Origin of the sequence: Rickettsia fournieri (assembly GCF_900243065.1) — a bacterium.
GTDB classification, from domain to species: domain Bacteria; phylum Pseudomonadota; class Alphaproteobacteria; order Rickettsiales; family Rickettsiaceae; genus Rickettsia; species Rickettsia rickettsii.
The window spans coordinates 105,924-131,899 of the sequence record NZ_LT978482.1; the positions used below are offsets into that span (position 1 = coordinate 105,924).

Sequence of the window (25,976 nt, forward strand, 5' to 3'; positions counted from 1 at the left end):
TTCTAAAAATGTAAAGAAATTTTAAGAAATAGCTATAATCTTTTGATTTTTTCGAGTTTTGCTGGATTCCCGCCTTCTCGGGAATGACATAGAGTAAAAATCGTAGGGTATTATAGGTTTTCATCTATTCATTTGCACCATGACAATATTTATATTTCTTGCCTGAACCGCACGGGCATAGCTCATTACGAGATACCCTACCCCAACTAGTAGGATCTTCAGGGTTTCTATCTTTTGGGTCAATGCGTGATACGAATGGTTTAAGGTCAGTCTCAAGGCTACTTCCTGCGTTATATTTACTAAATGCCGGATCTTCCCGACTCTCACGCATATTTTTCTGAAGTTTTTTATACTCAAGTGAAACATCTTCTTTTTGAACATGTTTTAAGTCAATATGGAAATGGTATACGGTTTGAATAAATAATTCTTTTAAATTATTAAGCATCTGCTCGAATAAGTTAAATGCTTCTCTTTTATACTCACTAAGAGGGTCTTTTTGGCCATAAGCTCGAAGAGATATGCCTTGTCTTAAATGATCTAAGCTATATAAATGATCTTTCCAAACTTGATCAAGGGTAGTTAATAAAATATATTTCACGGCATTATGCATTAACTCGCTACTATAGGCTTCTTCTTTTGACTTATATATATCATAAGCCATTTGTATAACGGTCTTCGTGATTTCTTCTTCCGTTACATCATTTTTACTTACTACATTATGATCAAATTTTATAGAAAAAACACGATGTAATTCTACGCTTAAATTCTCTATATCCCAATCTTCTCTATAAGAGCCTACCGGCATGAAAGTTAATACTATCTTTTTGGCGAGTTCCTCAGTAGTACTATTTAAGAAACCGTGACTATCTTTAGATTTAATAACTTCAGTACGTTGCTCGTATATTATCTTACGTTGGTCATTCATTACATCATCAAAACGTAATAAATTTTTACGCATTTCGTAGTTATGTCCTTCCACTTTTTGCTGCGCTTTCTCAAGTGAACGACTAATCATTGGATGGTGGATAGCCTCTCCGTCTTTCAATCCAAGTGTTCTAAGGACTCCTGATATACGATCTGATGCAAAAATACGCATTAAATCGTCATCAAGCGATAGGAAAAACTTAGTTTTACCAGGATCACCTTGTCTACCTGATCTTCCTCTTAGCTGATTATCTATCCTACGGCTTTCATGCCTTTCCGTACCTATCACAAATAAGCCGCCTGCTTCAATAACCTGCTTCTTTTCTTCGGCAATTTGAGCTTTTATTTCAGCTATTTTAGCTTCATAATTATGTTCTTTATCCAGCTGTTCTATTAACATTTCAGGATTACCGCCAAGCATAATATCAGTACCGCGCCCTGCCATATTAGTTGCAATCGTTACTGCCTTAAACCTACCTGCTTGAGCAATAATAAAAGCTTCCTGCTCATGAAATTTGGCGTTTAATACTTTATGAGGGATTTTTTCTTTATTTAAAACGCTTGAAAGTTCTTCTGACTTTTCTATGCTTATCGTACCGACAAGTATAGGCTGTCCACGATCGTAACAATCCTTAATTAGCTTTAAGATAGCATCATATTTTTCTTTTTTACTGCCGTAAATTTCGTCATCAAGGTCAAGCCTTGTAGCTTTATTATGGGTTGGGACTGCGACCACATCGAGATTATATATATCTTTTAGTTCCGGTGCTTCGGTCATAGCCGTACCGGTCATACCCGATAATTTAGGATAATTACGAAAATAATTTTGGAAAGTAATAGATGCTAAAGTTTGGTTCTCATTTTGAATTTTCACATTTTCTTTTGCTTCTAATGCTTGATGTAACCCTTCCGAATATCTACGCCCTTCCATTACACGACCGGTAAACTCATCAATAATCATTACTTTACCTTCACGCACCAAATAATCTACATTAACAGTAAACATATTATGAGCTCTTAAGGCTTGGTTAACATAATGTACTAAAGTTAAATTCTCAAAATCATATAAACTGGTATCCGGTTTTATAATATTTTCTTTACTTAAAAGCAATTCTATATGTGTAATGCCGGTTTCCGTTAAATTGATAGTTTTTAATTTTTCGTCTTTTTCAAAATCACTTGCATTAAGCAGACGTACTATTTTATCAATTTTACCGTATAATTCTGTATTATCATTAACCGGACCCGAGATAACGAGCGGAGTTCTTGCTTCATCTATCAAAATCGAATCAACCTCATCGATGATAGCAAAATTAAAAGGACGAAGTACCCGCTCCTGCAAGCTATACTTCATATTATCCCTTAAATAATCGAAACCGAGTTCATTATTTGTTGCATGAGTAATATCGGCGTTATAGGCGGCTCGTTTTACCTCATCAGGCATACCGCCAACAATACATCCAACCGATAAACCTAAAAAATTGTAAATTTTACCCATGGAAGCAGAATCACGGCGTGCTAGATAATCATTTACGGTTACAACATGTACACCTTTTCCAGTTAAAGCATTTAAGTAAGCAGGAAGCGTTGCAACTAAGGTCTTACCCTCACCGGTACGCATTTCGGTAATCATGCCTCGATGTAATATCAGGCCGCCTATAAGCTGAACGTCAAAATGACGCATACCGCAAACTCTTTTAGCTGCTTCCCTAACTACCGCAAACGCTTCATATACTATATCGTCTAAAGTAGCTCCGTTTTTAAGCTTTTCTTTAAACTCCACAGTTTTATTCTTCAACTCCTGATCTGATAATTTTTGTATAGCAGGTTCAAGCGAGTTAATTTTTGTAATTTCAGAAAATAGTTTTTTTACAGTACGATCATTTGCAGTACCGAAAAGTTTTTTTAAAATAGAAAGCATTAAAGTCCTTATGATATTTTTAGTATTTTAGTACTTAAATATAGGTATATTTTATAAAATTATCAAATGTTATAATTTTATTTAAATGAATAATTTTTTACTACAAATATTTATAAATTATTATTAATAAATAAAATATTCTCAAATAGCTGTTGACGGTTATATATTATTTTTATAAAATTTAAGCTTATATTTAACACAATTATGAGTCATAAATGAAAAAATTATCTGTTATATTTTTATCAGTTAGCATGCTTTCCGGTATTGCTTTTGCTGATAAAGACAAGGTAGTTGCTACCTATAAAGGCGGTGAAGTAAAAGAATCGCAAATTATGAAAGAATTTAAGCCTCAGCTTAATCTTCAATCAGGTGAAACAATCAAAAATTTTGATGATTTTCCACCACAAGATCAGGAAAAATTAATAAAAATTTATGTTAATAATCTTTTGTTAAAAGAAGAAGTTGCTAAGTCAAATATTACTTCTTCTAAAGAATTCCAAGAAAAACTTGAAAATACAAAAAATCAATTAGCTCAACAAGAATTACTAGCAAACTACATAAAATCTAACATTACAGATAATATGTTTGATGATGAATATAATAAATATGTCGGTAATCTTAAAGGTAAAGAACAAATAAAAGTTGCTCATATTTTAGTTAAATCTCAAAAAGAAGCTAATGATATAAAAACCAAATTAAGCAAAGGTGGAAACTTTACTAAGCTTGCAGAAGAGTTATCTCTTGATAAAGCTTCAGCTTCAAACGGCGGCGTTATCGGTTACATTCTACTAAATCAACCTGGGCAGTTAGTGCCGGAATTTGAAAAGAAAGCTTTTGCTTTAAAAGTAAATGAAGTTTCAACTCCTGTAAAAACCGATTTCGGTTGGCATATTATCAAAGTGCTTGAGAAAAAACCTGTGCCTATTCCAACAAAAGAAGAAGCAAAAGTAACTATTGATAATATATTAGCTGCAGAAATACTAAAGAAATATATTGCTGATTTAGAAGCTAAAGCTGATTTAAAAATCATGTTACCTAAAGCAGACAACAAAGCCGGATCGTAATTTATATTTTGTCATTGCGAGAGCGGGCATTCCCCGTATACCAAGTCGTCATTACGAGGAAAAACTGTAAGTTTTGACGAAGCAATCTCAGGAGTTTGTTATTACTGCATGAGATTGCCACGTCGCTTCGCTCCTCGCAATGACGGTTTGGGTATCCACGCAACAATGCCTCCGCAGGAATGACATAGGGTTCACACAGTAACACGCCTCTACCCAAGAATAACATTATAACTACTCTCAATCACAGCAAATGCTACACATACAGGATAATCATCAGCAAGAGAAAGGTGAATATTAAAAGGAGAGAGTTTGTTTGTATAGTTTGAGCTAACTTCTACTATAGGCTTACCTAAATCATTATTTAGTATAGTAATATCTTTAAAATTTATACCTTGACCTATACCGACTCCAAAGGCTTTACTAACAGCCTCTTTAGCAGCAAAACGCTTGGCTAAAAAAGCAGCATGGTTTATTTTCCCCAACAAAGCAAACTGTTTTAATTCCTTTGAAGTTAGAATTTTTTTAGCAAAAAGTTCTGGATATAAATGTAATATTTTTTCGATTCTAGGAATTTGTACTATATCAGTACCAACACCGATAAGCATTTACTTATCGGTTTCATAATCTTCGCCATTCTCATCAATAAAGATTTGATCATCTAAATCAGAATAATCTTCCCCGATATAAACTTCAGGTAAATACTCAAATTTTTCTCCTACAGCTTCTGATTCATCTTGATTAACAAGCGGCTCTATAATAGTTCTTGTACGCAGACTATTTATTAAATCTTGTTCTAACTGAGCTACCGATACTTTTCCGGCAGCAATTCTACGTAATGAGATAACGGGAGGCTTATCACGCTTTTCTTTTTTGATTTGATTAGTTTCTACTTTATAATTTAATAATTTAGCATATCTTGTTGCTAGGACAACAAGCCGAAACCTATCCGGTATAATTTTATTACAATCTTCTGCTGTAATTCTTGCCATAATTTTTCTCCGTTAAAAATAGTATACTACAAATAAATAGGAAACGAATATACGCAGATCAACTTCAAAAAGAGCAAGGAGTTCACAAGGCGAGGAACACAGCGTATACTTAATACGTGAGTACCGTAGCTCTTGTAGAACGACTTAGCCCATTTTTGAAGTTGATCGAATATATTATACCCTTTTTATATCTGCACCGCAATTATTTAATTTTTTTTCTAAATCTTGGAAGCCACGATCTAAATGATATATTCGGTGTAATACGGTTTTACTATTAGTACTAAGACCGGCAAGTATTAGCGATACCGAAGCTCTAAGATCACTTGCCATAACTTCTGCGCCTTTTAACATTTCTACACCTCGAACAACCGCCTTATTACCTCGTACTACTATATCTGCTCCCATTCTACATAATTCAGGGACATGCATGAAACGATTTTCAAAAATATTCTCGGTGATCATTGAAACACCGCTACTAAGCGTCATAAGGCTCATAAATTGTGCTTGCAAATCAGTAGCAAAGCCAGGATAGGGATTAGTTTCTAAATCAACTGAATTTAACTTCCCTTCATAAGTTACTTGAACTCCGTTATTGATCGGCACGACTTTTATACCCGTTTCGATAAGTTTTAAAGCTATATTTTCTACAATATGGTAATCAATCCCACAAATTTTTACATCACCTTTAGTAATAGCTGCCGCAAACATATAAGTACCGGCTTCAATACGATCAGAAAGTACTTTATAGCTCGCTTTATTTAAAGAATCCTTGCCTTTAATTGTTATTTCGCTAGTGCCGATACCTGCAATATCGGCTCCCATTGTGATAAGACAATTACATACATCAACTATTTCCGGCTCTCGACCGCAATTAAAAAGCACAGTTTCCCCCTCTGCTAAAACAGCTGCAAGTATTGCATTAATCGTAGCACCTACGGAAACTTTATCAAAAACAAAATGAGTACCTTTTAAGCGTCCTTTACTTGAAGCGTTAATATAACCGTCTTCTATTTCAATCGCAGCTCCCATAGCTTTTAACACAGCAATATGCAAATCTACTTGCCTTGCTCCAATAGCACAACCACCCGGAAGCGATACTTTTGCTTTACCGTATTTGGTAAGCAAAGGACCAAGCACCCAAATCGATGCTCTCATTTTACGGACTATTTCATAATCTGCAGTAAAGTTATTTATATTTTTGGTATCAATTATAAGCTCCAATTCATCTTGATGTTCTATTATTTCAATATCTGCCCTGTGACTTCGGAGCAAATCTTTCATAGTACTAACATCCGTTAACTTTGGAACATTAGTAATATGCAGTTTATCGGTAAGAATAGACGCTGCCATAATAGGTAGCACGGCATTTTTAGCACCGCTAATATTAATACTACCTTTAAGAGGTGTACCACCGTGAATAATTAATTTATGCATAAATTATTTTGATAAAATTGTAACGTCATTGCGAGGAGAAACTGATTAAATTGTCATACCGTGGTCAAGCCACGGTATGACACCGATTATACTACACATCCAAATTCACGACATTCAACGCATTTGCTTGGATAAATAACCTGCGAGGTTCAACAACGTCACCCATTAAAGTAGAGAAAATGCCTTCTGCTTCATCAATTTCTGCAACTCTTACCTGAAGCAAAGTTCTTTTTGTAGGGTCAAGAGTAGTTTCCCATAGCTGGCTGGAATTCATCTCACCAAGACCCTTAAAACGCTGAATATTTATACCTCTTTTTCCGCATTCTATAATGGTATTTAACAACTGACTCGGTGTTAAAATATCGAATTCCTGACTTTTCACTATAAGCTTTAATTGCTTACTAAATATATCAAAAATCGTTAAAGCAAGCTTTGATATTTGTACAAACTCAAATGATTCTAACTGCTCTTTCAATAATATTTTACTTTCTTTTAAACCCCTACTAAAGCGGAAGAAATCTATTTTATTTTCATGTTTTAAAACTTCCCAATTAGTCTTATCAGGCGAATCTTCTAAGCTATTTAAAACATCTAAAGCTTTTTTAAGTCTTAAATCACTTTCAGGCTCAAATATTTTGTTATTAAGTAAGTCATTAATCGCAAGAATTTCGGTAATTGAACGATTAAATTTTTTGCTAGCATGGTCAAGCAAGCCGTTAAACTTAACTACTTTATTAATTAGCTCTTCTAAATTATCACCCACTAACTGCTCTTTATCGTCTAGAATTATGGTTGCATCATTAATAGTTGATTTGATCAAATAATCCTGCAGCGCTTGCTCATTCTTTAAATAAAGCTCAGCTGCTCCTTTCTTTACTTTATAAAGCGGTGGCTGAGCTATATATAGATAGCCTTTATTTATTAGCTCAGGCATATGACGATAGAAAAACGTGAGTAATAAAGTTCTAATGTGCGAACCGTCAACATCAGCATCGGTCATAATAATAACTTTATGGTATCTAAGCTTTTCTAAGGAAAATTCTTGTTCAACACTAATTCCAAGAGCTGTAATTAACGTACCGATTTGGTCCGAACCGAGCATTTTATCAAATCTTGCACGTTCAACGTTTAAAATTTTACCACGCAAAGGCAATATAGCCTGAATTTTGCTATCCCTACCCTGCTTTGCAGTACCGCCCGCAGAGTCCCCCTCAACAATAAACAATTCTGAAATAGCAGGATCTTTTGCATGGCAATCTGCAAGTTTACCTGGTAAATTCGAAACTTCTAAAGCTGATTTTCTTCGAGTGAGTTCCCTTGCTTTTCTAGCAGCTTCACGAGCATTCGCAGCTTCCATAATCTTAGCTATAATTGCCTTAGCTTCTGCTGGATGCTCTTCAAACCACTCAAGAACCTTTGTATAAACGGCATTCTCAACAACCGGTCGTACTTCGGAGCTTACTAGCTTATCTTTTGTTTGAGAAGAAAATTTAGGATCAGGCACTTTAACGGAAAGCACACAACATAGCCCTTCCCTAGTATCTTCACCGCTAAAGTCATTTTTAGCTTTTTTATTAAGACCCGTAGTATCAAGATACGAGGTAATAACACGTGTTATCGCTGATTTGAAAGCACTAAGATGAGTTCCGCCATCACGCTGCCTAATATTATTAGTAAAGCATAAAATATTTTCATGATAAGAATCGTTCCAATGCATCGCAAGCTCAAGGCTTATACCGGACTCAGCATTCTCCGTATTAACTACTATACATGGATGGATAGCGTGCTTCGCTCTGTCTATATATTTTACATAAGCTTCTATACCGCCCGTATAATAAAACTCTACTTCTTTAACTTCTTCAAAGCGATTATCGACGAGTAAAATCTTTACGCCTGAATTTAAAAAAGCAAGCTCTCGAAGACGATGCTCTATAGTGCCGAAATCAAATTCTATATTAGTAAACGTTTCTACAGACGGAAAAAAAGTAACTTCCGTACCTTTTTTATCAATATTTTCTTTGACAACCGCAAGCGGAGCTTCCGTTATACCGTTATTAAATCTAATCAAATATTCCTTATTATTACGCCAAATACGCAGCTCAAGCCATTCAGAAAGAGCATTTACAACCGATACACCAACACCGTGTAGACCGCCTGCAACCTTATAAGCGTTCTGGTCAAACTTACCGCCGGCGTGAAGTTGCGTCATAATAACTTCAGCTGCCGATATTCCTTCTTCTTCATGAATTTCAACGGGTATACCTCTCCCGTTATCGGATACGGTTACTGAACCGTTTTTATTTAATGTTACTCGTACTAGATCGCAATAACCAGCAAGCGACTCGTCGATAGCGTTGTCGACTACTTCATAAATCATATGATGTAGACCCGACCCGTCTCCAACATCCCCGATATACATTCCCGGTCTTTTTCTTACGGCTTCAAGACCTTTTAAAACCTTTATGGAATCAGCACCGTATGATGATTCGTTAAATTTTTCTTCAATTTCCGACATATTATATATTTGGCTCTATTACTTGTTGCTAGAAACAATAAAAATGACTATAACGTAACTTATTAAAATAGTAAAGTTTCTTGATTTAAAATTAGCGAGATAACAATGAATATATTAAAGTTAAAAAATATTTTCGACGTAATTAATGATTATGACGTGTTTTTATTCGATCTTTGGGGGGTAATAATTGAAGGGGGGCGTACCTATCCGGGCGTCGTACAAAATATCAATAAGATTATTGAACGAAAAAAAGTATATTTTGTCACTAATGCTCCACGCAATATTTTTTCACTGCATCAAACAATTAAATCGTGGGGATTAAATGCAGAACCGGAAATGATCATTAGCTCAGGCGAAATAGCAGTAGAAATGATACTAGAAAGTAAAGAGCGGTTCGGTATAGAAAAACCAGCAATATATCATTTAGGACATTTAGAAAATGATATAATAAACAGAATTCAATGTCCTATCACTGATGATATTAACAAAGCTAATATTTTCTTAATGACTATTTACAGAGATGAAAACGAAAATTTAGATTTAAACGAATTCAATGAATTATTTAAAATTGTTGTACAACGTAAAATGGTCAATATTTGTGCTAATCCTGACCTTGGAATAAATCAGCACGGTGTTTATAGATATTGTAGCGGCTATTATGCCGAAAAAATAAAGCAGCTTGGCGGAAAAGTAATTTATAGCGGTAAGCCATATAAAGAAATATATAGCAAAATTTTAAAAGAATGTCATAATACCCCTAAGAATCGCATGTTAATGATTGGGGACACTGTTTACACCGATATACTTGCAGCAAATCGCCTTGGTATAGACTCTGCCCTAGTGTTAACCGGAAATTCTAGAGAATATCATATTGATTTTGATAATATTGATGAAAAACTAGATAGTTTAATGAAAGCTGCTGTTAAGCAATCGATTACACCTAGTTTTGTTGTTGATTTATCTTGAATAGCTTTGCCGTCATTGCGAACGACTAAAGGTGTTGTCGCATGGCTAGTTTATGTCATTCCCGTGGAAGCGGGAATGACATAGAAAGGCGGAAATGACATCAAAAGAACTCTATTGATATTTTACTCATAATCTGCTATAGAGTAAAACTTAAGCGGTCGTGGCGAAATTGGTAGACGCGCAGCGTTGAGGGTGCTGTTCTGTAAAAAGATTGGAAGTTCAAGTCTTCTCGACCGCACCATTCGCCGGTTTTTCACAAAGTCAAATTTTTGTCTGTTTCGACACTTCAGATTTTATATTTACGCCTAAGTTCGTCTTGTTAGCAAATGTTTGTGCTAATTGTATACTCCTGATAAATGAAAAGGAGTTGAAATAAAAACTATTGCTTATTTGTACTCTGTGATTTATATTGATTAGCAAATTGTACACAATTCTGTGCCAAGCCTAGCTACCCAGCTTTAAATAATTATAATAAGTCTATAATAAACTATTAGGTCAATAGGCTATGCCTAATTTCAATATATTTAAAAGTATCTTACCAGATCATCACGATCAATTTGCTGAAATTTTTGATCAAATTAACGATCTGATCGAAGATCACAATTATGATGCTGCTGCAAGCAGGCTGGCCAAGCTTCATTATGCCGATTTAGCAGATTTCTTAGATAATCTTAACAATAAAACATATAAAATAATTATTCCTTTATTACAGGATGAAATTAAGCCTGAAACGTTAGTATCATTAAATGCTTATAGTAAACCTTTAATAATAGAAACTTTAGGCATAAAAAAATCTGCAGAATTAATCAATAAGCTAGTTATAGAAGATGCTATTGAAGTAGTAATCGATCTAGACGATGATATAAAAGACCTTATCCTAAGTAATCTCACTAAAGAAAAAAAACACCAAATTACCGTAGGTTGTACATATCCCGAAAATACGGTAGGTAGGGTAATTGAACGCGATTTTATTAATCTTCAAGAAGGATGGACGGTCGAGGAATCATTAAATTTTATCAAGAACGTAAAGAATGACTTTTATGCGGCAATTGTTACGGATAATAAATTACGCCCTATCGGTATTATTTCTCTTAGCACGCTAATTAAAGGCAAAAAAAATGAATTGATAAAAGATTTGATGAGCAAAGATTTTAAGCTTGCAGATGCTTTTACCGACTTAAATGAACTAAGCTTCATTTTTAGACAATATGCTTTAACTATTGTACCGGTAGTAAATAAAAGCGGTAAGTTAGTAGGTAGCGTATCAATCGATAATATAATTTATATTATCGAAGAACAAGCCGGCAAAGATATATTATCATTAAGCGGGGTACACACTCAAGATACTTTCTTCAATGTATTTTATACCGTTAAACATCGTTTTCCTTGGCTCTTTGTTAATCTAATCACTGCCTGCATGACCTCACTTATCATTAACCATTTTAACGATACTATTGCAAAACTTGTAACGCTTGCAGCTACTATGCCTATTGTAGCTTCAATGGGCGGAAATGCCGGAACACAAGCTATGACCGTTACGGTTAGAGCCCTTGCTAATAAAGATATTCATTATAATAATGTCAATAAAGTTATATTAAAAGAAATAGCCGTATCGGCTTTTAACGGTTTTGTACTTGCAATTATCGGAGCAGGACTTAGCTTTGTGATGTTGCTTGACTTAAATCTTAGCGTTATTTTTGCTATTGCAGTTATTTTAAATTTTTTAGTAGCCGGATTATTCGGCTCTGCTATTCCTATAATACTGCATTATTTTGATATAGACCCCGCTACAGGCTCCGGTGTATTTCTAACAACCATAACCGATGCTCTAGGTTTCCTAACTTTCTTAAGCCTTGCTCATATTTTTTTAGTGTAAAATGTGGTGTTTATTCAAATAAAAATACATACACATTGCAGCAAACAGTAGCTATCGCTCCAAGACATTTACATATACCACAACTTGTATCCTGATTTTCAAAGTCGGTAATATTATTAATATTATTCTCATAAGATATATTATTATCTCTTTGTATATTCTGATTATTATTAATATTTGACTCTTTGAACAATAAATTTGCAACAGTTAGTATTAACTCACCCTGTGATGCAGTTAGATTAGTATTATTTAAGGAGCTAGCTTGTGCGTACTCTTGTACTTCTAAACTATTACGGTTTGACATAGTTATATTTTGACTTTAGGATTAATATTTAAAATAATATAACAATAATCTTTAGGTTCTGTGAAGGAAAATTAAATTATTTATATTTTCAGATATTTTTTAGCGAACATTAATAAGATTTTTGCAGTAATAGTTGTTCCTATTTCAAAAAAATCTTATGATTTACAGCAAAAAATAGCAAAAATAGATTAATTTAATTTTCCTTCATAGAACCTAATCTGCAGCTATTTATTACTGCAATTTTTGGCATTTCCTCGAAACGGTTGATATCGTCATGAGCTAAGCGACTGCAAAGAGCGTGGCCATGACGTAAACTTTTCAAATTATCAACTTTTTCTAGGCAATGCCTAATTTTTTAATTAATAGCCCACAAATTATAATGAAATAAGAAATAACTTTTATGGAAGATATAAGCTCTTGGAAAGAAAAGTTTGCAATTTGTGTTTATAGTAAAAAATTACTTGATAAACTCGAATATTTAAATACTAAAGTAGCAAATCCTATAGATATACTCAGATATACTCGAAATCAAAAAAGGTATCTACTATGCACGTAACACGGTTCTCAAATGCATCAATCAGGCGATCCTTATTATTCGCACCCGATTAAGGTAACAATTATTATGCTACAAGCTGCGTTACTTCATGATACTATTGAGGATACAGAATTAACTGAAGAAACAATTACCGAAATTTTTGGACCGGAAGTAGCAAAACATGTAGAAGGTCTAACTAGAATTAAATCTTACGGGAAGATAAGTAGCGGAGAAAGCCTAAACTGATTAATTAAAGAGAAAAGATACAATACGGCATTAATAAAATTATTTGACCGAATTCATAATGTGCAAACTTTGGGAGTTAAATCACCTGAGAAAGCTAGAAAAATTATTGAAGAGACTTTAATAAATTTTCTTTTGGTCGCTGCTAATATAAATTATAAACTAGAACGAGAATTTGCTAAGTTATGCCTAAAAGTTTTTAATATTAAACTTGAAAGACACAAAGCTTTTTCTAATAATAACTCTCTGCTTCCTCCTCTAACTTTATAAAATGATTTACTCCAAATGTTATAACCAATTAGAATTGGAATAATCAAGAATAATAATCCCCAGTGATTAAAATAATCTATCAAGTAAATTGTTCTACAAGAAGAAACTGCAAACATTAAAGCTCGTGATAAAGCAAATAACCAAAATATTAATAACTTAAATTTTATAAGAATTAATGGATATATTTTATAGCATAGATAAGTTAATATTATATATGAACCTAAATTTACTATTGAGACAATAAAATTATTATGTATGATCTGTTCACTGGTGTAACCAAAGGTATTTTTTAATATATTACTACAATGTGAGTAGGTAAAATAAAATGATACAGGCCATGCACATTCAATTAAAAAATAAGCCAAACAGGTTTTTTTTATTGACCTTTTCTTGTAGCAGAAAATGGTTTTTTAATATTTATATCTCCTTTTTCAATAGCATCAGCTAAGCTTTCTTGAAGTTGGTGTTTTGCATCTGCAAATACAGGAGTTTCCTATAAAGTAGTTCGTGCAGTTAGTCCAATCACGGCAATAACTGCTCCCATCCAAAAGGCTATACGCCAACTAAAACTATAGCTGGTAACTATAGATGCTATACCGAGTGCTGCAACGCCTACTACAGTAGATGCTGCGACAATCATAGCCACGCTTGAATATTGAGTAGGAGGTTTTGTGATTTCGGTTAAGTAAATTTGAGCCCCCATAATCTCGCCCATTGATGAGATCCCTTGAGCAACTCTACATAATAGTAGCAGCTATACCTATTTCTGAGTAAGGAGCAAGAGTTGTTGTAATAGTAATTGCCATAATAGCTGTGGTGATAATAACAGTTGCTTTTCTGCCTATATTGTCACCAATCCAACCAAATATTATATAGCCCCTACCGGTCTAAAAACGAAAGTAGAACAAAACGCAAAAGCATTAAGAAGTGAATTAACAAAAGGATCATACTTAGGCAAAAATAAAGAGTCTATAATAAAATTTGTGTAAGTTGCAAAAAAAGCAGTAAGAGATTAATGTAAAAAGAAGTAACTAAAACAAAGGGAAATTATGGCTAAAGAAATAGGTAAAGATAAAGAAAAATTAAACATAAGTAATCAGCTAGTAGAAGAATTATTATCAAAAGCAGACCCATCAGAGTTATTTGGTCGAGATGGTTTATTTCAACAGCTAAAGAAACAAATAGTTGAGAAAATATTAGCAAGTGAGTTAGATCATGAATTGGGCTACTCAAAGCATAGTAAAGTAGAAAAAGTAGACAATAATCGTCGTAATGGTAGCTATGAAAAGACAGTAATTGATGATGATAGTCGTAAGTTGACATTAGAAGTACCAAGAGACCGGGAAGGTGAGTATAATCCACAATTAATACCAAAAGGGCTGAGGAGATTTAATGGATTTGATGAGAAGGTAATTTCACTTTATGGTAGAGGTATGACAGTCAGTGAGATTCGTGGTCACTTAGAAGAAATATATCAAACTGAAGTATCTAGTGATTTAATATCAACCATAACAGATGGAGTACTAGAGGAGGTAACTAGGTGGCAAAATCGCTATTTAGATAGGATATACCCAATATTGTATTTGGATTGCATATATGTTAAATCTAGAGATAATCATATAGTAATAAATAAAGCTGTATATTTGGCAATTGCGGTTAATATAGAAGGCAAGAAGGAGTTATTGGGCATTTGGATAGGAAAAAATGAAGGCTCTAAATTTTGGATGCAAGTATAACTGAATTAAAGAATCGAGGTGTAGAACAAATTTATGTTGCTTGCGTTGATGGTTTAAAAGGTTTTTCTGAGGCTATCAGTAGCATATTTCCTGCTACTATAGTACAACTATGTATAGTGCATATGGTACGCAATTCAGTAAAGTACGTGTCACATAAGGATTTAAAAGAGGTAACATCAGATTTAAAACAAATTTACACGGCAAATAACGAAGAAATGGCTCGTTTAAAACTGCAACAATTTAGTGTAAAATGGGATAAAAAATATCCAGTAATTTCTGATATTTGGCAGCGTAGTTGGTCAGGAATAATACCATTTTTTGCCTTTCCTGAGGAGATTAGAAAGGTGATTTATACCACGAATACCATAGAGTCTATAAATCGTCAAATTAGGAAAATTATTAAAAATAAAGGTGTATTTCCAGATGATAAATCAATTCAAAAGATAATATTTTTAGCCTTGCAAAATGCGGCTAAAAAATGGACTATGCCTATAAAAGATTGGTCATTAGCTTTAAATCAATTTGAAATACTTTGTGGGAATTTTAAATATGATTTATTGGAAAATAAAAAATGAACTTACACAAAAAAAATGATTGACTCAAATTAATTGCCGCAATGGATATTACTGAATTAAGTAAAGTTAGGGATATTTATATTAGCAGGGCTAGCAGCATCCGTACCTATGAGTTACATTACCGTCACCTATAAAATTCAATGTACCGCCTTACACCGCCGGTGCTAAGTACTGCTCCATTTGCTCCTACGTTACCGGTTAGCGTACCCCCATCTGCTAAAGCTAAGATAGAGCCATTCTTATTTAAAGCTACGGGAACAAATACATTAGCTGAGAACGTAATGGGGTTTGCTCCGATATTTACGAGTTTTAAGCTGCTGCCGTTAGCTCCAATCGTACCGTTAACATTACCACTTTGTATTGTCAGTGTGCCTTGGTTATTTGCAGAGGTCGTAAACTGAACTGGTCACACCATTTACTATTAACTCACCATCTGCTCTAAATAATATGTTACCACCCGCTCCTAGGTCTAAAGCTTGGTTAAATGTTACCTGCTATTCATACTAAGTCTTCGTAAATACCGTATTATCGACTACGATATCACCTGCTCCGTCTACTATGAAATTCTTAAGGCGATGGGTATTCTATAGTATAAGGTCCACCGTTATTTGCTATAGTTAGGTATTTTGTGATTGCTCCTATTCTCACTATTCCATATTCATCATTGCCAGATTTGTTTAAATTATTATTTTAGCAAATTTACATTCCCATTTGCTGCATCTATTGTATATGTCGTATTATCCGCTATTCTAATATCACCTATATCTCCGGCACTTGGATCATTAATTGTTAAATTAGCATTTATTTGTATTTTTGCTTTTATAGCGTTTAATAATGCAACATTGATTGTATTTTCGGTATTTATTATTAAAGTACCGCCGCTAGCATTACTATTATTAAAAGTAATACCTCCTACATCTAATAGACCATTAACACTTATAGTTCCCGAAGCTAAAACACTATCTGCAAAAACAATACTATTTACCGTAGTATTACCTTGTAAATCAAGAATCTTACCGTTACCTCCATTACACTGAAGTATATTGAAATTATTTATATTTCCGTTAAGTATAGCATTCCCTATAAAATTTCTGTTTACTCCGTTAGCACCGTCTATATTACCCGTAACCGTTATGTCGTCATATAAATTAAGTACGGACGTATTACTTTGTAAATTAATATTAGTAGCTTTTAATATTGTAGAATTAAGTGTTGCCGACCCAAGTAAAAAATGTACTGCGGCTAATGAGCCTATATTACCTATATCGCCTGTTATTATGTTACTACTACCAAGATCATGAGCTAGATTTAGTATCCCTTGACCGTCAACGCCGGTAGTATTATTTATATTACCCGTTTCCTACATTTATTCCGGAAAGAGAGTTAGTTAGACCTATGTGATTTGATATACAAATGTTATTGTACAGTTATTGCCAGCTACCGTATTATCTATCTGAGTTGTAATATTTAAACCGTTATTAATTTGTAAAGTAGAATTCTTACCGGCGAAATCTATATTACTAAATGTTTGATTAACGACTCCGGTAACAATTGACGTAACATTATTATTAATAAATTTAAGAGGAGCGAAATTAGGAGTAAGACCTACTGTTTCACTAAGAGCACCTATTGATACATTTTGACTTACCTCACCCCCACCAAAAGCAGGTAGTGCTATTAATGTATTTATCCCGCCAATAACAGCATTTGTTTTATCTGCCGATATTTTAATTCCAAGCCCTTTGAATAAATATTGCCGTTATTCAATACTCCTCCTACAAGACCAGCACCGGTACTCAAGCTTACGCTACCGAGATTAGGAATTGTTGCTCCTGCAGTATTAGAGCTAGTGAATAATGTTCCGCATAATGATGCCGTTGCTAAAAATTTTCTTAATATTTGTGATTCTTTCATTAATATTAACCCCAATACATTTAATTAATAATTTGTAGCAACTTTTTTACAATAATAAAATAGAAGCAGATAGAGCTAGATTCAGAAAGCTTTAGACAAGATGCATTGACGACTGAGCCTGCGGAACGTACAAAAGTACGTGAGCAAAGGCGCATGTCAGAAAATTCACTTGTATCAAGCTTTCTGAACGACGCTGTACCAAAAAAATATTGTTACTTGGTAGTGTAGAAATTTAATTATGTATTTAGAATTAAGTTAAACGAATTTCTCAATGAAAGTTGGAAAGCAGAAAGATAAACTAAGCTGTTTTGTCTTTTATTGTAGGCATGGATTTTACTACCTCAGATACGCCGCTTTGAGTAGCTGCCGCAGTAGTAGCAGCATTACTGTGTCACCCCCACAGGGTCCATAAAAACAATAAAAAATACTAAAATTATTAGTATTTTTAACTGGATCCCATGGTCAAGCCACGGTATGACAGAGGTGAAATTGATCCACGCAACAATATAGTCAATTCAGCCCAATTTAGTGACAGGCGTAAGGAAGAGAGTCTATAATAATAGGCGAGTTCAAGATAGTCAGGAATTAAGCAAGAAAAATCGCAGTTTGATTGAAAAGTCAAAAAGAATTACTTTACTATAGCTTGCATTAATTTAATATATGATATTTTAACTATTAACAAATCTCTATTTATTTATCGGTGTTCCTACCAAAGCATGCTTAAGTACTTGATCAATATTTGATACAGATATAATTTCTAGGCTTTCTTTTATATTCGGCGGTATATCTTTCAAATCTTTGACATTCTCTTCAGGAATCAACACGGTTTTAATACCTCCTCTACTTGCAGCAAGTAACTTCTCTTTAAGACCACCTATAGGTAAAACATTGCCTCTTAAAGTAATTTCACCGGTCATTGCTACAGTACGATGTACGGGTATTTTAGTCATCAACGAAACAATAGTCGTAAACAAAGCACAGCCGGCAGACGGTCCATCTTTTGGAATAGCTCCGGCCGGTACGTGAATGTGAATATCAAAATCTTTATAATTATCGTACTTTAATCCAAAATTTGTTGCTCTGCTTCTAAAACAACTATAGGCAGCCATTGCCGATTCTTTCATAACATCACCGAGTTTTCCGGTGGTCTTTATTTCACCTTTCCCTGGAAATGCTAAAGCCTCTATAGTTAAAAGCTCTCCTCCTACTTCAGTGTAAGCAAGTCCCGTAGTACTTCCTATTTGATCTTCTTTCTCGGCAAGCCCGAAATTATATTTCTTAGCTCCTAAAAATTCTTCAAGATGATTACTATCTATGGCGATATGCTTAACACTTTTATCTGCTAAAATCTGCTTTAATGCTTTTCTAGTTAATGCCCCTATTTCACGCTCTAAAGCTCTTACACCTGATTCCTTGGTATAATATCTAATTAAATCCAAAATTGCCGTCTCGGATATAGTAATTTCATCTTTTTTGATTTTATGCATTTTAAATTGTTTTGGAACTAAATAATTTCTGGCAATTTGGAGCTTTGTTTCCTCTACATAACCGGAAATATATATTTTTTCCATCCTATCACTTAAAGCTCTAGGTAAATCATTAGAGTTAGCAGTAGCAATAAATATTACATTTGATAGATCATATTCTACTTCTAGATAATGATCAACAAAGTGACTATTCTGCTCAGGGTCTAATACCTCAAGCAAAGCGGATGCAGGATCACCTCTAAAATCAGAACTCATTTTATCGATTTCATCAAGCAGCATTACAGGATTACTAGTCTTAACTTTCTTAAGTTGACCTAAAATTTTACCGGGCATTGATCCAAGGTAAGTTTTTCTATGCCCTCTGATTTCTGCTTCATCTCTAACACCGCCGAGCGCAAGTTTAGTATATTTTCTGCCCATTCCTTCGGCAATAGATTTTACAAGTGAAGTTTTACCGACCCCTGGCGGACCTATTAAACATAATATAGGTCCTCTAATTTTACTTGAACGCTGTAATACCGCTAAATATTCTATAATTCGTTCTTTAACTTTTTCGAGTCCAAAATGGTCACGATTTAAAATTTTCTCTGCTTGGTTAATATCTATTTTTCTATTATCATACTTACCCCAAGGCAGGCTAAGCAATGTCTCAAGATAGTTACGCGTTACTCCCGACTCCGCTGACATTTGGTTCATGGTACGGAGTTTCTTAAGTTCAGCCTCAGCTTTTTCTTTTGCTTCTTTTGATAATTTTAAACTTTTAATTTTTTTCTCAATATCGGCAAGTTCTGATTTATCTTCATTAAGCTCTTTTTGAATAGCTTTCATTTGTTCGTGCAGATAATAATCACGCTGCGTTTTTTCGATTTGCTTTCTTACTCTTTGCTGCAATGCCTGCTCGGTTTCTGAATTTACTATATTGGAAGTAAGCGTACTAATAACCATAGTGATACGCTTAAAAGGACTAGTTTCTTCTAATAAATGCTGCTTTGCCTCAAGTGAAGTTATCAAATGTGAGGCTAATATATTTATAATATCTATGAAATTAGTGCTATTACTTATTTCTTTATTGATAGTTTCAATAATTTCTGCATTAACTTTCTTATCATTAATCGCATATTTACTAAATAGTTGTACTGCATTATCAACGAGTGAACGCATGTTATTAACGTCAAATATTTCTTCATCTGGAATAATTTCGTAATTTGCTTCAAAAGCTTCCTCGCCTTTGATATTGCTTAACTTTACTCTTGCTACTGCTTCTATTAAGATTTTTGCCGTATTATTAGGCAGCTTCACTATTTGGATAATCTTGGCAAGTATAGCTGTGTTATAAAGTTCGTGTGTACTAGGGTTTTCTTGATCAAATTTTTTCTGTAAAGTTACTAAAATATATTTACTATTATCTTCCTCGGAAATGGTAGTATGAGAGAGTGCTTGCAACGATTTTGGCCTACCCACAAAAATAGGAGCAATTACTCCCGGGAATACTACCATATCTCTCAGTGCCATTAACGGAAGGGATTTTTTATTCATCAATTAAAACCTTTTAAAATTTCTAATTATTAACTATATAATATAGGATCAACCTGATTTCAAGCTACCATTATTAATTATATTTATGAATTTATTACTACAACCTCCTCAAAATGTAGCAGCCGCACATAATAGAATAAAACAGTATCTACATTTAACTCCGATCGTTCACTCTGAAAGCTTAAATGAGATGCTCGGTCATGAGATTTTTTTTAAGGTTGAATCATTACAAAAAACCGGTGCATTTAAAGTTAGAGGCGTGTTAAATCATTTATTAGAATTAAAAGAGCAAGGAAAATTACCTGATAAAATAGTCGGTTATAGTACGGGTAACCATGGAATCGGTCTTGCTTATGCGAGTAAATTATTCGGTATTAAAACAAGGATTTATTTACCGTTAAATACTTCAAAAGTAAAACAACAAGCAGCTCTTTATTACGGCGGTGAAGTTATATATACATATACTCGACAAGAAGCGGAAGAAAAAGCAAAAGAAGATGAAAAGCAAGGATTTTACTATATGCATCCTTCCGATAGTGATTCTACAATAGCAGGAGCAGGCACGTTATGCTATGAAGCATTACAGCAGCTAGGTTTTAGTCCTGATGCTATTTTTGCCTCTTGCGGTGGCGGCGGTTTAATTTCCGGCGCATATCTTGCCAAAGAATTAATATCACCGACAAGCTTGTTAATAGGTTCAGAACCTTTAAATGCCAATGATGCTTATTTATCTGTTAAAGATAATAAAACATATAGATTTAACTATGCTCCGAATACTATTGCGGACGGTCTTAAAACCTTGAGTATATCAGCTCGTACATTTGAATATCTGAAAAAACTTGATGATTTTTATTTAGCAGAAGAATATGAAATATATTACTGGACTGCGTGGCTTACTCATTTACTTAAAGTAATATGCGAGCCGTCAAGTAGTATAAACATGATTTCAGTGGTAAATTTTTTAAAAACACAATCCAAACCTCAAAAATTACTAGTACTAATCTCAGGCGGTAATATCGATCCTATTCTTTATAATGAATTATGGAAAGAGGAGTATTTAAGCATCTCACCTAAATCTTTATGTTCTGATGTCATTTCTGCGAAAGCAGCAATCTAGTAACCTTTAATGTCATACCGCGACTTGATCGCGGTATCTTAGGACTCAGCTGGTGATACAAGACCCCGTGGTCACACCACACGGGGTGACAATAAAAAATCTAGATTCCCGCTTTCGCGGGAATGACAGAGAAGTAATGTAACAAAGCCTCCTCACAATGATGAAGTTATATTAAAATTTAACCCTTTCTTCTTACTGCTTCTTGATTTTTAGTAGAAGTATTAGGAGTGATTTGCGGAGGTTTTATATTAGAACTTCTTAGTTTTATTGAATCTTCAAATATGGTTTTATCAAATGCTATTGGATTGATTTTTCTGAGTTCCGCTAAATTAAAATTATTCATTTGTTGCGGTTGAACTATAATAGGCTCACCCGTAACAGGAATTAAATTTTTAAATTCAGGATTAGTTGCTACTTTATCTTTATTTTCATTTAAAAATTTTGTTAGACCTGCAGTAATTTCAGGATTTGTTAAAGCATTTGAAAAGATTTTATCATTAATTGTCTTCACTACATATCCATCACTCAGAGTAATATATTTATCTACAACTTTTCCTAATCTTTTTTCCAAATAGTTTCTACCTGTAAATATCTGCTTAAATTTTTCCCATAAAGAAATACCTCTATCATTAATATCTTTTAATTCAGTGGCTATTTTAGTACTATTCTCAGTTAGATAAGTAGAATCTAACTTATTTAATTCCCTTATTATTTCAGGATTCTTTATGCCTGATGAGTTAGTAAGTATAATAGTTTGTTCTAATTGCTTACTAATTTTATTATTTTTTTCTAATCTATTACTAATCTGCTGCACCGTATAAGTGGCTGCCTTTTGTAATTCCTTAAATTCCACTTGAGATAATTGATTTACTCTTGGGATAAACTGCTTACTATCTTCATTAAATTTCTGGTTTTTATCCCCTTGCATAATAAATTTTTCATATTTCTCAAGTTTGTCTGGAGTGTTTTTAGGATCTTGTTTTAAGATTTCTATAGCTTGATCTTTTACAGCCTGTGCATATTGCTCTTTAGGTATAGACTTTCCGCTTACGGCTATTAATGCTTCTTTAGTTGCTCTTATAGGATTGGCAAAGATTTCTTCTTCATCTTCTATACCCATCAATAATAATTCATCAAAAGGTCCCCCTTTATTTAGAGGAAGTACAAAACCCTTAAGTGCTGCTTCAGCCCTTGCGACATCAAACTTTAGCTTATCTGCTACACTAGGTATTAGTTTTATATCTTGTCCTAAATTGATATGCAAGTTATCTACTAATTTTTGTATATCTTTATTTTCTACAACTTCACTAATAATTTTACTGGCAAGTACTTCAAGCGTACTAGTGATATATTCTTCAGATTGTAAATATTGTTGAATAGGATCGGTAGTAACAATATTTTTATTCAAAGTATCTAATCTACTATCTACGTTTTTTATATCAACTATTTTATCTTTTACTGCAGCCGATATCTCAGTCACTTCATCGTTTTTTTTAATAGTATCATCTATATTAGTTATAATCTCTGCCATATAATATTCATTATTAAGTTATTTGATATAATGAACTAAATTATCAAACTTTTTAAAAATTCGCAACTATATTATCATATAAATCACTACTTACTATGCCCTGACTGTTGCCCACTCTCTCTACTTTTATTAAGGTTTTCAACATGAGATATAGGGGTTGATATAGAAGACTTATAGCCTTGGGGTATTGTTTTATTTTGCTTTACAATATTTGGTGCTTGTTTTTCTCTTTGTATTTCTTCCGACAAATTTTTCGTTTCTATATGTAGACTATTACTTTTTTCAAAGTTAGCAAATGCTTGATCTATATTTTTTTTGAGCATAATCCGTACCGGTAAAAACTGCTACTATTCTTTGCCATAGCTTAGGTTTGGTTACTCTTTGTAATTCTAATGCTATACTTTCTCCCCCCATCCGTGTGTTCCTTAAATCCAGGATTTAACTCTGCTAATACTCTTTTAGTACCGTTAACAAGTGCAGAATTGCTGCTCTCAAGTAATGGGGCAAAATTCTTGATAATTTCTTTACCTTGCTCTATCATTTTTTCAGACGGTCGTTTACTTATCGCTGGTAATAAAGTTTTAATTATATTAGGCTCATTTACTCCTAACTCATTAATAGACAATAAAGCTTTTGCTTCTTTTTCATTTGTTTGAAAAGTAATTTTTAAAAATTCAGATATCTTTAATGCTGCTTGTGTTAATGCTTCTACTTGTTTTGGATCATTAATTTGCTCTTGTTTATCAAGTTTAGGGGTAGTATTTTTAGTAAGAAATTTTAGTTACCTAATGTTGTTTCTGAAACATTTTCTTTAAGGTTATCTAATGTTTTATCTATTAATTTCTCTCTATATTGTTCTTTATATATTTTTTGGTTAGCTAATTCTAACATAGCTTTTTCTAATGGTTTTTTAATATCCATCACTTCATCTTCGCTTAAACCATTACGTTTTTTGTCGTTCATTTGCTCTACTTGAGACTCACTTAAATCTATGGCAAACCAATTTAAAATTTATGAATGAAAATTAATTAAAACTTATAAAAAGAATTGTATTTTTTCATAGAAGAGGTCCTGATCGTAATTTCATCAGGGATTTCGGTTATGAACCTTGAAGGGTAAGAACGGACTATTTCATAAAATATTTTTCTGCTTTCAGCATGAGTAATGTAGAGGTCTTTTTTGGCTCTCGTAATGCCGACATAAGCAATGCGGCGTTCTTCTTCTAAGCCTTTTTCGCCGTCTTCGTCTAGAGATCTTTGAGACGGAAATACCCCCTCTTCCCAGCCTGGTAAAAATACCACGTCAAACTCAAGCCCTTTAGCTGCGTGCAGGGTCATTATAGTAACAGAGCCACCGTAATTGGTTTCAAGCACTTCATTTTCCATAACTAAGCTTGAATGTTCGATAAAATCATGAACATCGTTAAATTCAGCAATAGCTCTAAGCATTTCGTTAATATTTTCGATTCTACCGAATGCTTCTTCGGTTTTTTCTTCTTGAAGCATTTCAAGATAACCGGAATCATCAAGTATTGCTTTAACTACGTTTATTGGAGCATCTATACTAAATCTTTCGTACCAATTATCGATTTTAGTAATCAAATCTTTTAGAGTTTCATATGATTTTGCTTTAATCTCACCTATTTCTAGCATTTCTTTAATGGCTGCGAAATTAGAAATATTTCGCTCAAGTGCATAGACTCTAATTTTATTTAAGCTAGCTGCACCTATTGCCCTTTTCGGCACATTTATAATACGCTCAAGTGCTAGATTGTCATTTTGATTCAAAGATATACGGATATAAGCAAGCACGTCTCTTATTTCCATACGTTCATAGAACCGCAAACCGCCTATAATTTTATAAGGCATAGCACTATTTATAAACGCTTCCTCAAAACTTCTTGTTTGAAATCCGGCTCGTACTAATATTGCAATATTACCGGCATTATACCGGTTTTCTCGCACTAACTTATCTATTTCACCGGCTATATATCTTGCTTCTTCTTTATCACTCCAACAAGAGATAATTTTTATCTTTTCACCGTTTTCCCTATCCGTCCATAACGTTTTACCGTGACGGTTTTTATTATTATTGATCACATTGGAAGCAGCAGCAAGTATTGGCAAAGTTGATCTATAATTCTGCTCTAATTTAATAATTGTTGCACCTGCAAAATCTTTTTCAAAACGTAATATATTCCCGACTTCTGCTCCTCGCCAACCATAAATAGATTGATCATCATCCCCTACACAGCAAATATTTTTATATAAACTTGCGAGCATTCTTGCCCATAAATACTGGACAACGTTAGTGTCTTGATATTCATCGATTAAAATATATCGATATTTTTCTTGGTAATATCTTAGTATTTCAGGGTTTTTAATAAAAAGCTCATTATTATAAAGTAGCAAATCTCCAAAATCTAAAACATTAGAAATAAGTAAATTTTTCTGATATTCTTCGTATACAAGTTTTGCAACCCTCTGTAGCGGTAAATTAGTATCTGATACTGATAGTTTAGTTGGTAATAATCCTTGATCTTTCCATCTAGAAATTATGATATGTATTAATTTAGGAGCATATTTTTTAGTATCAATATCTTTTAGCTTTACTATATCTTTCACTAGTTTTAATTGATCATCATGACTAATAATAGTAAATCTATTATTTAAACCAAGATTTAAATGCTCAATCTGGTCACGTAATATCCTAGCTGCCATTGAGTGGAAAGTGCCTATATTAAGACCATAGCAATTAATTAGACTATTAACTCTTTCAGCCATTTCTTTAGCAGCTTTATTAGTAAAAGTAACGGCTAGAATATTTTGAGGTGAGGCTAAATTTTGGTGAATAATATTAGCTATTCTTGAGGTAAGTACCTTTGTTTTACCTGTCCCTGCACCTGCAAGCAATAAAAGCGGTCCTTCAGTGTGAAGAACTGCTTGTTGCTGCTCTGGATTTAATGTATGTATGAAATCTTGATTTTGCATTTGTTTTAAGGATGTTGTGCTATGGCTCTACTATGTCATTCCCGCAAAA

At 33.5% G+C, this 25,976-nt stretch carries 21 protein-coding genes, 1 tRNA gene and 3 pseudogenes; 9 read left to right on the top strand and 16 right to left on the bottom strand.

Annotated elements, in window-relative coordinates; genetic code table 11:
* Positions 1 to 124: 124 nt before the first annotated feature.
* A complete protein-coding gene (gene secA / locus C4Q30_RS00580) occupies positions 125 to 2,845 on the bottom strand; it encodes a preprotein translocase subunit SecA (protein ID WP_103896890.1) in 2,721 nt (906 codons plus the stop codon).
* A gap of 215 nt (positions 2,846 to 3,060) precedes the next feature.
* On the opposite strand from secA, the gene C4Q30_RS00585 reads away from it, so the two are divergent.
* Positions 3,061 to 3,909: a foldase protein PrsA gene (locus tag C4Q30_RS00585; protein WP_103896891.1), complete on the top strand. Its 849-nt coding sequence runs from the start codon at positions 3,061 to 3,063 to the stop codon at positions 3,907 to 3,909.
* A 209-nt stretch (positions 3,910 to 4,118) separates the two neighbouring features.
* Here the strand turns inward: C4Q30_RS00585 and acpS are convergent, their stop codons facing one another.
* The 4 genes from acpS to gyrB form a co-directional block, all read right to left on the bottom strand.
* Positions 4,119 to 4,514: a holo-ACP synthase gene (acpS, locus tag C4Q30_RS00595; protein WP_045806006.1), complete on the bottom strand. Its 396-nt coding sequence runs from the start codon at positions 4,512 to 4,514 to the stop codon at positions 4,119 to 4,121.
* Positions 4,515 to 4,898, bottom strand: a complete 384-nt coding sequence (gene rpoZ / locus C4Q30_RS00600) for a DNA-directed RNA polymerase subunit omega (protein ID WP_014014529.1) — start codon at positions 4,896 to 4,898, stop codon at positions 4,515 to 4,517.
* Positions 4,899 to 5,072: 174 nt separating this feature from the next.
* A complete protein-coding gene (gene murA, locus C4Q30_RS00610) occupies positions 5,073 to 6,332 on the bottom strand; it encodes a UDP-N-acetylglucosamine 1-carboxyvinyltransferase (RefSeq protein ID WP_103896893.1) in 1,260 nt (419 codons plus the stop codon).
* Between the two features lie 91 nt (positions 6,333 to 6,423).
* Positions 6,424 to 8,847 (bottom strand): DNA topoisomerase (ATP-hydrolyzing) subunit B, encoded by a 2,424-nt coding sequence (gene gyrB / locus C4Q30_RS00615; protein WP_103896894.1) that lies wholly within the window; start codon positions 8,845 to 8,847, stop codon positions 6,424 to 6,426.
* Between the two features lie 105 nt (positions 8,848 to 8,952).
* Here gyrB and C4Q30_RS00620 point away from each other — a divergent pair, with 105 nt between their 5' ends.
* From C4Q30_RS00620 to mgtE, 3 genes are all read left to right on the top strand, one after another.
* The gene (locus C4Q30_RS00620; RefSeq protein WP_103896895.1) at positions 8,953 to 9,813 is read left to right on the top strand and encodes a TIGR01459 family HAD-type hydrolase; all 861 of its coding nucleotides are present in this window, start codon (positions 8,953 to 8,955) and stop codon (positions 9,811 to 9,813) included.
* Positions 9,814 to 9,967: 154 nt separating this feature from the next.
* Positions 9,968 to 10,054 (top strand) — tRNA-Leu (locus C4Q30_RS00625).
* A 264-nt stretch (positions 10,055 to 10,318) separates the two neighbouring features.
* Positions 10,319 to 11,689: a magnesium transporter gene (gene mgtE, locus C4Q30_RS00630; RefSeq protein WP_014408821.1), complete on the top strand. Its 1,371-nt coding sequence runs from the start codon at positions 10,319 to 10,321 to the stop codon at positions 11,687 to 11,689.
* A 10-nt stretch (positions 11,690 to 11,699) separates the two neighbouring features.
* Here mgtE and C4Q30_RS00635 read toward each other — a convergent pair whose 3' ends face one another.
* The gene (locus C4Q30_RS00635; RefSeq protein WP_045806010.1) at positions 11,700 to 11,993 is read right to left on the bottom strand and encodes a hypothetical protein; all 294 of its coding nucleotides are present in this window, start codon (positions 11,991 to 11,993) and stop codon (positions 11,700 to 11,702) included.
* A gap of 568 nt (positions 11,994 to 12,561) precedes the next feature.
* Between C4Q30_RS00635 and C4Q30_RS00640 the strand changes: the two genes are divergently transcribed.
* Positions 12,562 to 12,774 (top strand): HD domain-containing protein, encoded by a 213-nt coding sequence (locus C4Q30_RS00640; RefSeq protein WP_103896896.1) that lies wholly within the window; start codon positions 12,562 to 12,564, stop codon positions 12,772 to 12,774.
* Positions 12,775 to 13,003: 229 nt separating this feature from the next.
* Here the strand turns inward: C4Q30_RS00640 and C4Q30_RS10620 are convergent.
* The 3 genes and pseudogenes from C4Q30_RS10620 to C4Q30_RS10755 all read right to left on the bottom strand — a co-directional run.
* Positions 13,004 to 13,181 (bottom strand): annotated as a pseudogene (locus C4Q30_RS10620) (proline/betaine transporter); the annotation flags it as partial.
* A 353-nt stretch (positions 13,182 to 13,534) separates the two neighbouring features.
* Positions 13,535 to 13,756: an MFS transporter gene (locus C4Q30_RS00650; RefSeq protein WP_103896897.1), complete on the bottom strand. Its 222-nt coding sequence runs from the start codon at positions 13,754 to 13,756 to the stop codon at positions 13,535 to 13,537.
* Between the two features lie 79 nt (positions 13,757 to 13,835).
* Positions 13,836 to 14,005 (bottom strand): annotated as a pseudogene (locus tag C4Q30_RS10755) (MFS transporter); the annotation flags it as partial.
* 85 nt (positions 14,006 to 14,090) lie between these two features.
* Here C4Q30_RS10755 and C4Q30_RS00660 point away from each other — a divergent pair.
* The 3 genes and pseudogenes from C4Q30_RS00660 to C4Q30_RS00675 all read left to right on the top strand — a co-directional run bounded on the left by C4Q30_RS00660 (position 14,091) and on the right by C4Q30_RS00675 (position 16,653).
* Positions 14,091 to 15,352 (top strand): annotated as a pseudogene (locus tag C4Q30_RS00660) (IS256 family transposase).
* Between the two features lie 140 nt (positions 15,353 to 15,492).
* On the top strand, positions 15,493 to 15,753 hold the full coding sequence (locus tag C4Q30_RS08945; protein WP_209445175.1) for a hypothetical protein: 261 nt from the start codon (positions 15,493 to 15,495) through the stop codon (positions 15,751 to 15,753).
* 642 nt (positions 15,754 to 16,395) lie between these two features.
* A complete protein-coding gene (locus tag C4Q30_RS00675) occupies positions 16,396 to 16,653 on the top strand; it encodes a hypothetical protein (protein WP_245207386.1) in 258 nt (85 codons plus the stop codon).
* Between the two features lie 385 nt (positions 16,654 to 17,038).
* Here the strand turns inward: C4Q30_RS00675 and C4Q30_RS00685 are convergent, their stop codons facing one another.
* Entirely contained in the window at positions 17,039 to 17,266 is a 228-nt protein-coding gene (locus tag C4Q30_RS00685; RefSeq protein WP_103896899.1) for a hypothetical protein, read from the bottom strand.
* 686 nt (positions 17,267 to 17,952) lie between these two features.
* Entirely contained in the window at positions 17,953 to 20,289 is a 2,337-nt protein-coding gene (lon, locus tag C4Q30_RS00695) for an endopeptidase La (protein WP_103896901.1), read from the bottom strand.
* 85 nt (positions 20,290 to 20,374) lie between these two features.
* Between lon and C4Q30_RS00700 the strand changes: the two genes are divergently transcribed.
* Entirely contained in the window at positions 20,375 to 21,406 is a 1,032-nt protein-coding gene (locus tag C4Q30_RS00700) for a serine/threonine dehydratase (protein WP_014014319.1), read from the top strand.
* Positions 21,407 to 21,584: 178 nt separating this feature from the next.
* On the opposite strand, the gene C4Q30_RS00705 is transcribed toward C4Q30_RS00700, so the two are convergent.
* The 5 genes from C4Q30_RS00705 to pcrA all read right to left on the bottom strand — a co-directional run bounded on the left by C4Q30_RS00705 (position 21,585) and on the right by pcrA (position 25,927).
* A complete protein-coding gene (locus C4Q30_RS00705) occupies positions 21,585 to 22,937 on the bottom strand; it encodes a hypothetical protein (protein ID WP_103896902.1) in 1,353 nt (450 codons plus the stop codon).
* A gap of 86 nt (positions 22,938 to 23,023) precedes the next feature.
* Positions 23,024 to 23,260 carry a hypothetical protein gene (locus C4Q30_RS00710; protein ID WP_209445182.1) on the bottom strand — a complete coding sequence of 79 codons (237 nt, stop codon included), beginning with the start codon at positions 23,258 to 23,260 and terminating at the stop codon, positions 23,024 to 23,026.
* 41 nt (positions 23,261 to 23,301) lie between these two features.
* Positions 23,302 to 23,562: a hypothetical protein gene (locus C4Q30_RS00715; RefSeq protein WP_103896903.1), complete on the bottom strand. Its 261-nt coding sequence runs from the start codon at positions 23,560 to 23,562 to the stop codon at positions 23,302 to 23,304.
* Between the two features lie 152 nt (positions 23,563 to 23,714).
* A complete protein-coding gene (locus tag C4Q30_RS09325; RefSeq protein WP_245207388.1) occupies positions 23,715 to 23,900 on the bottom strand; it encodes a hypothetical protein in 186 nt (61 codons plus the stop codon).
* 65 nt (positions 23,901 to 23,965) lie between these two features.
* A complete protein-coding gene (pcrA, locus tag C4Q30_RS00725; protein WP_103896904.1) occupies positions 23,966 to 25,927 on the bottom strand; it encodes a DNA helicase PcrA in 1,962 nt (653 codons plus the stop codon).
* Between the last annotated feature and the right edge of the window lie 49 nt (positions 25,928 to 25,976).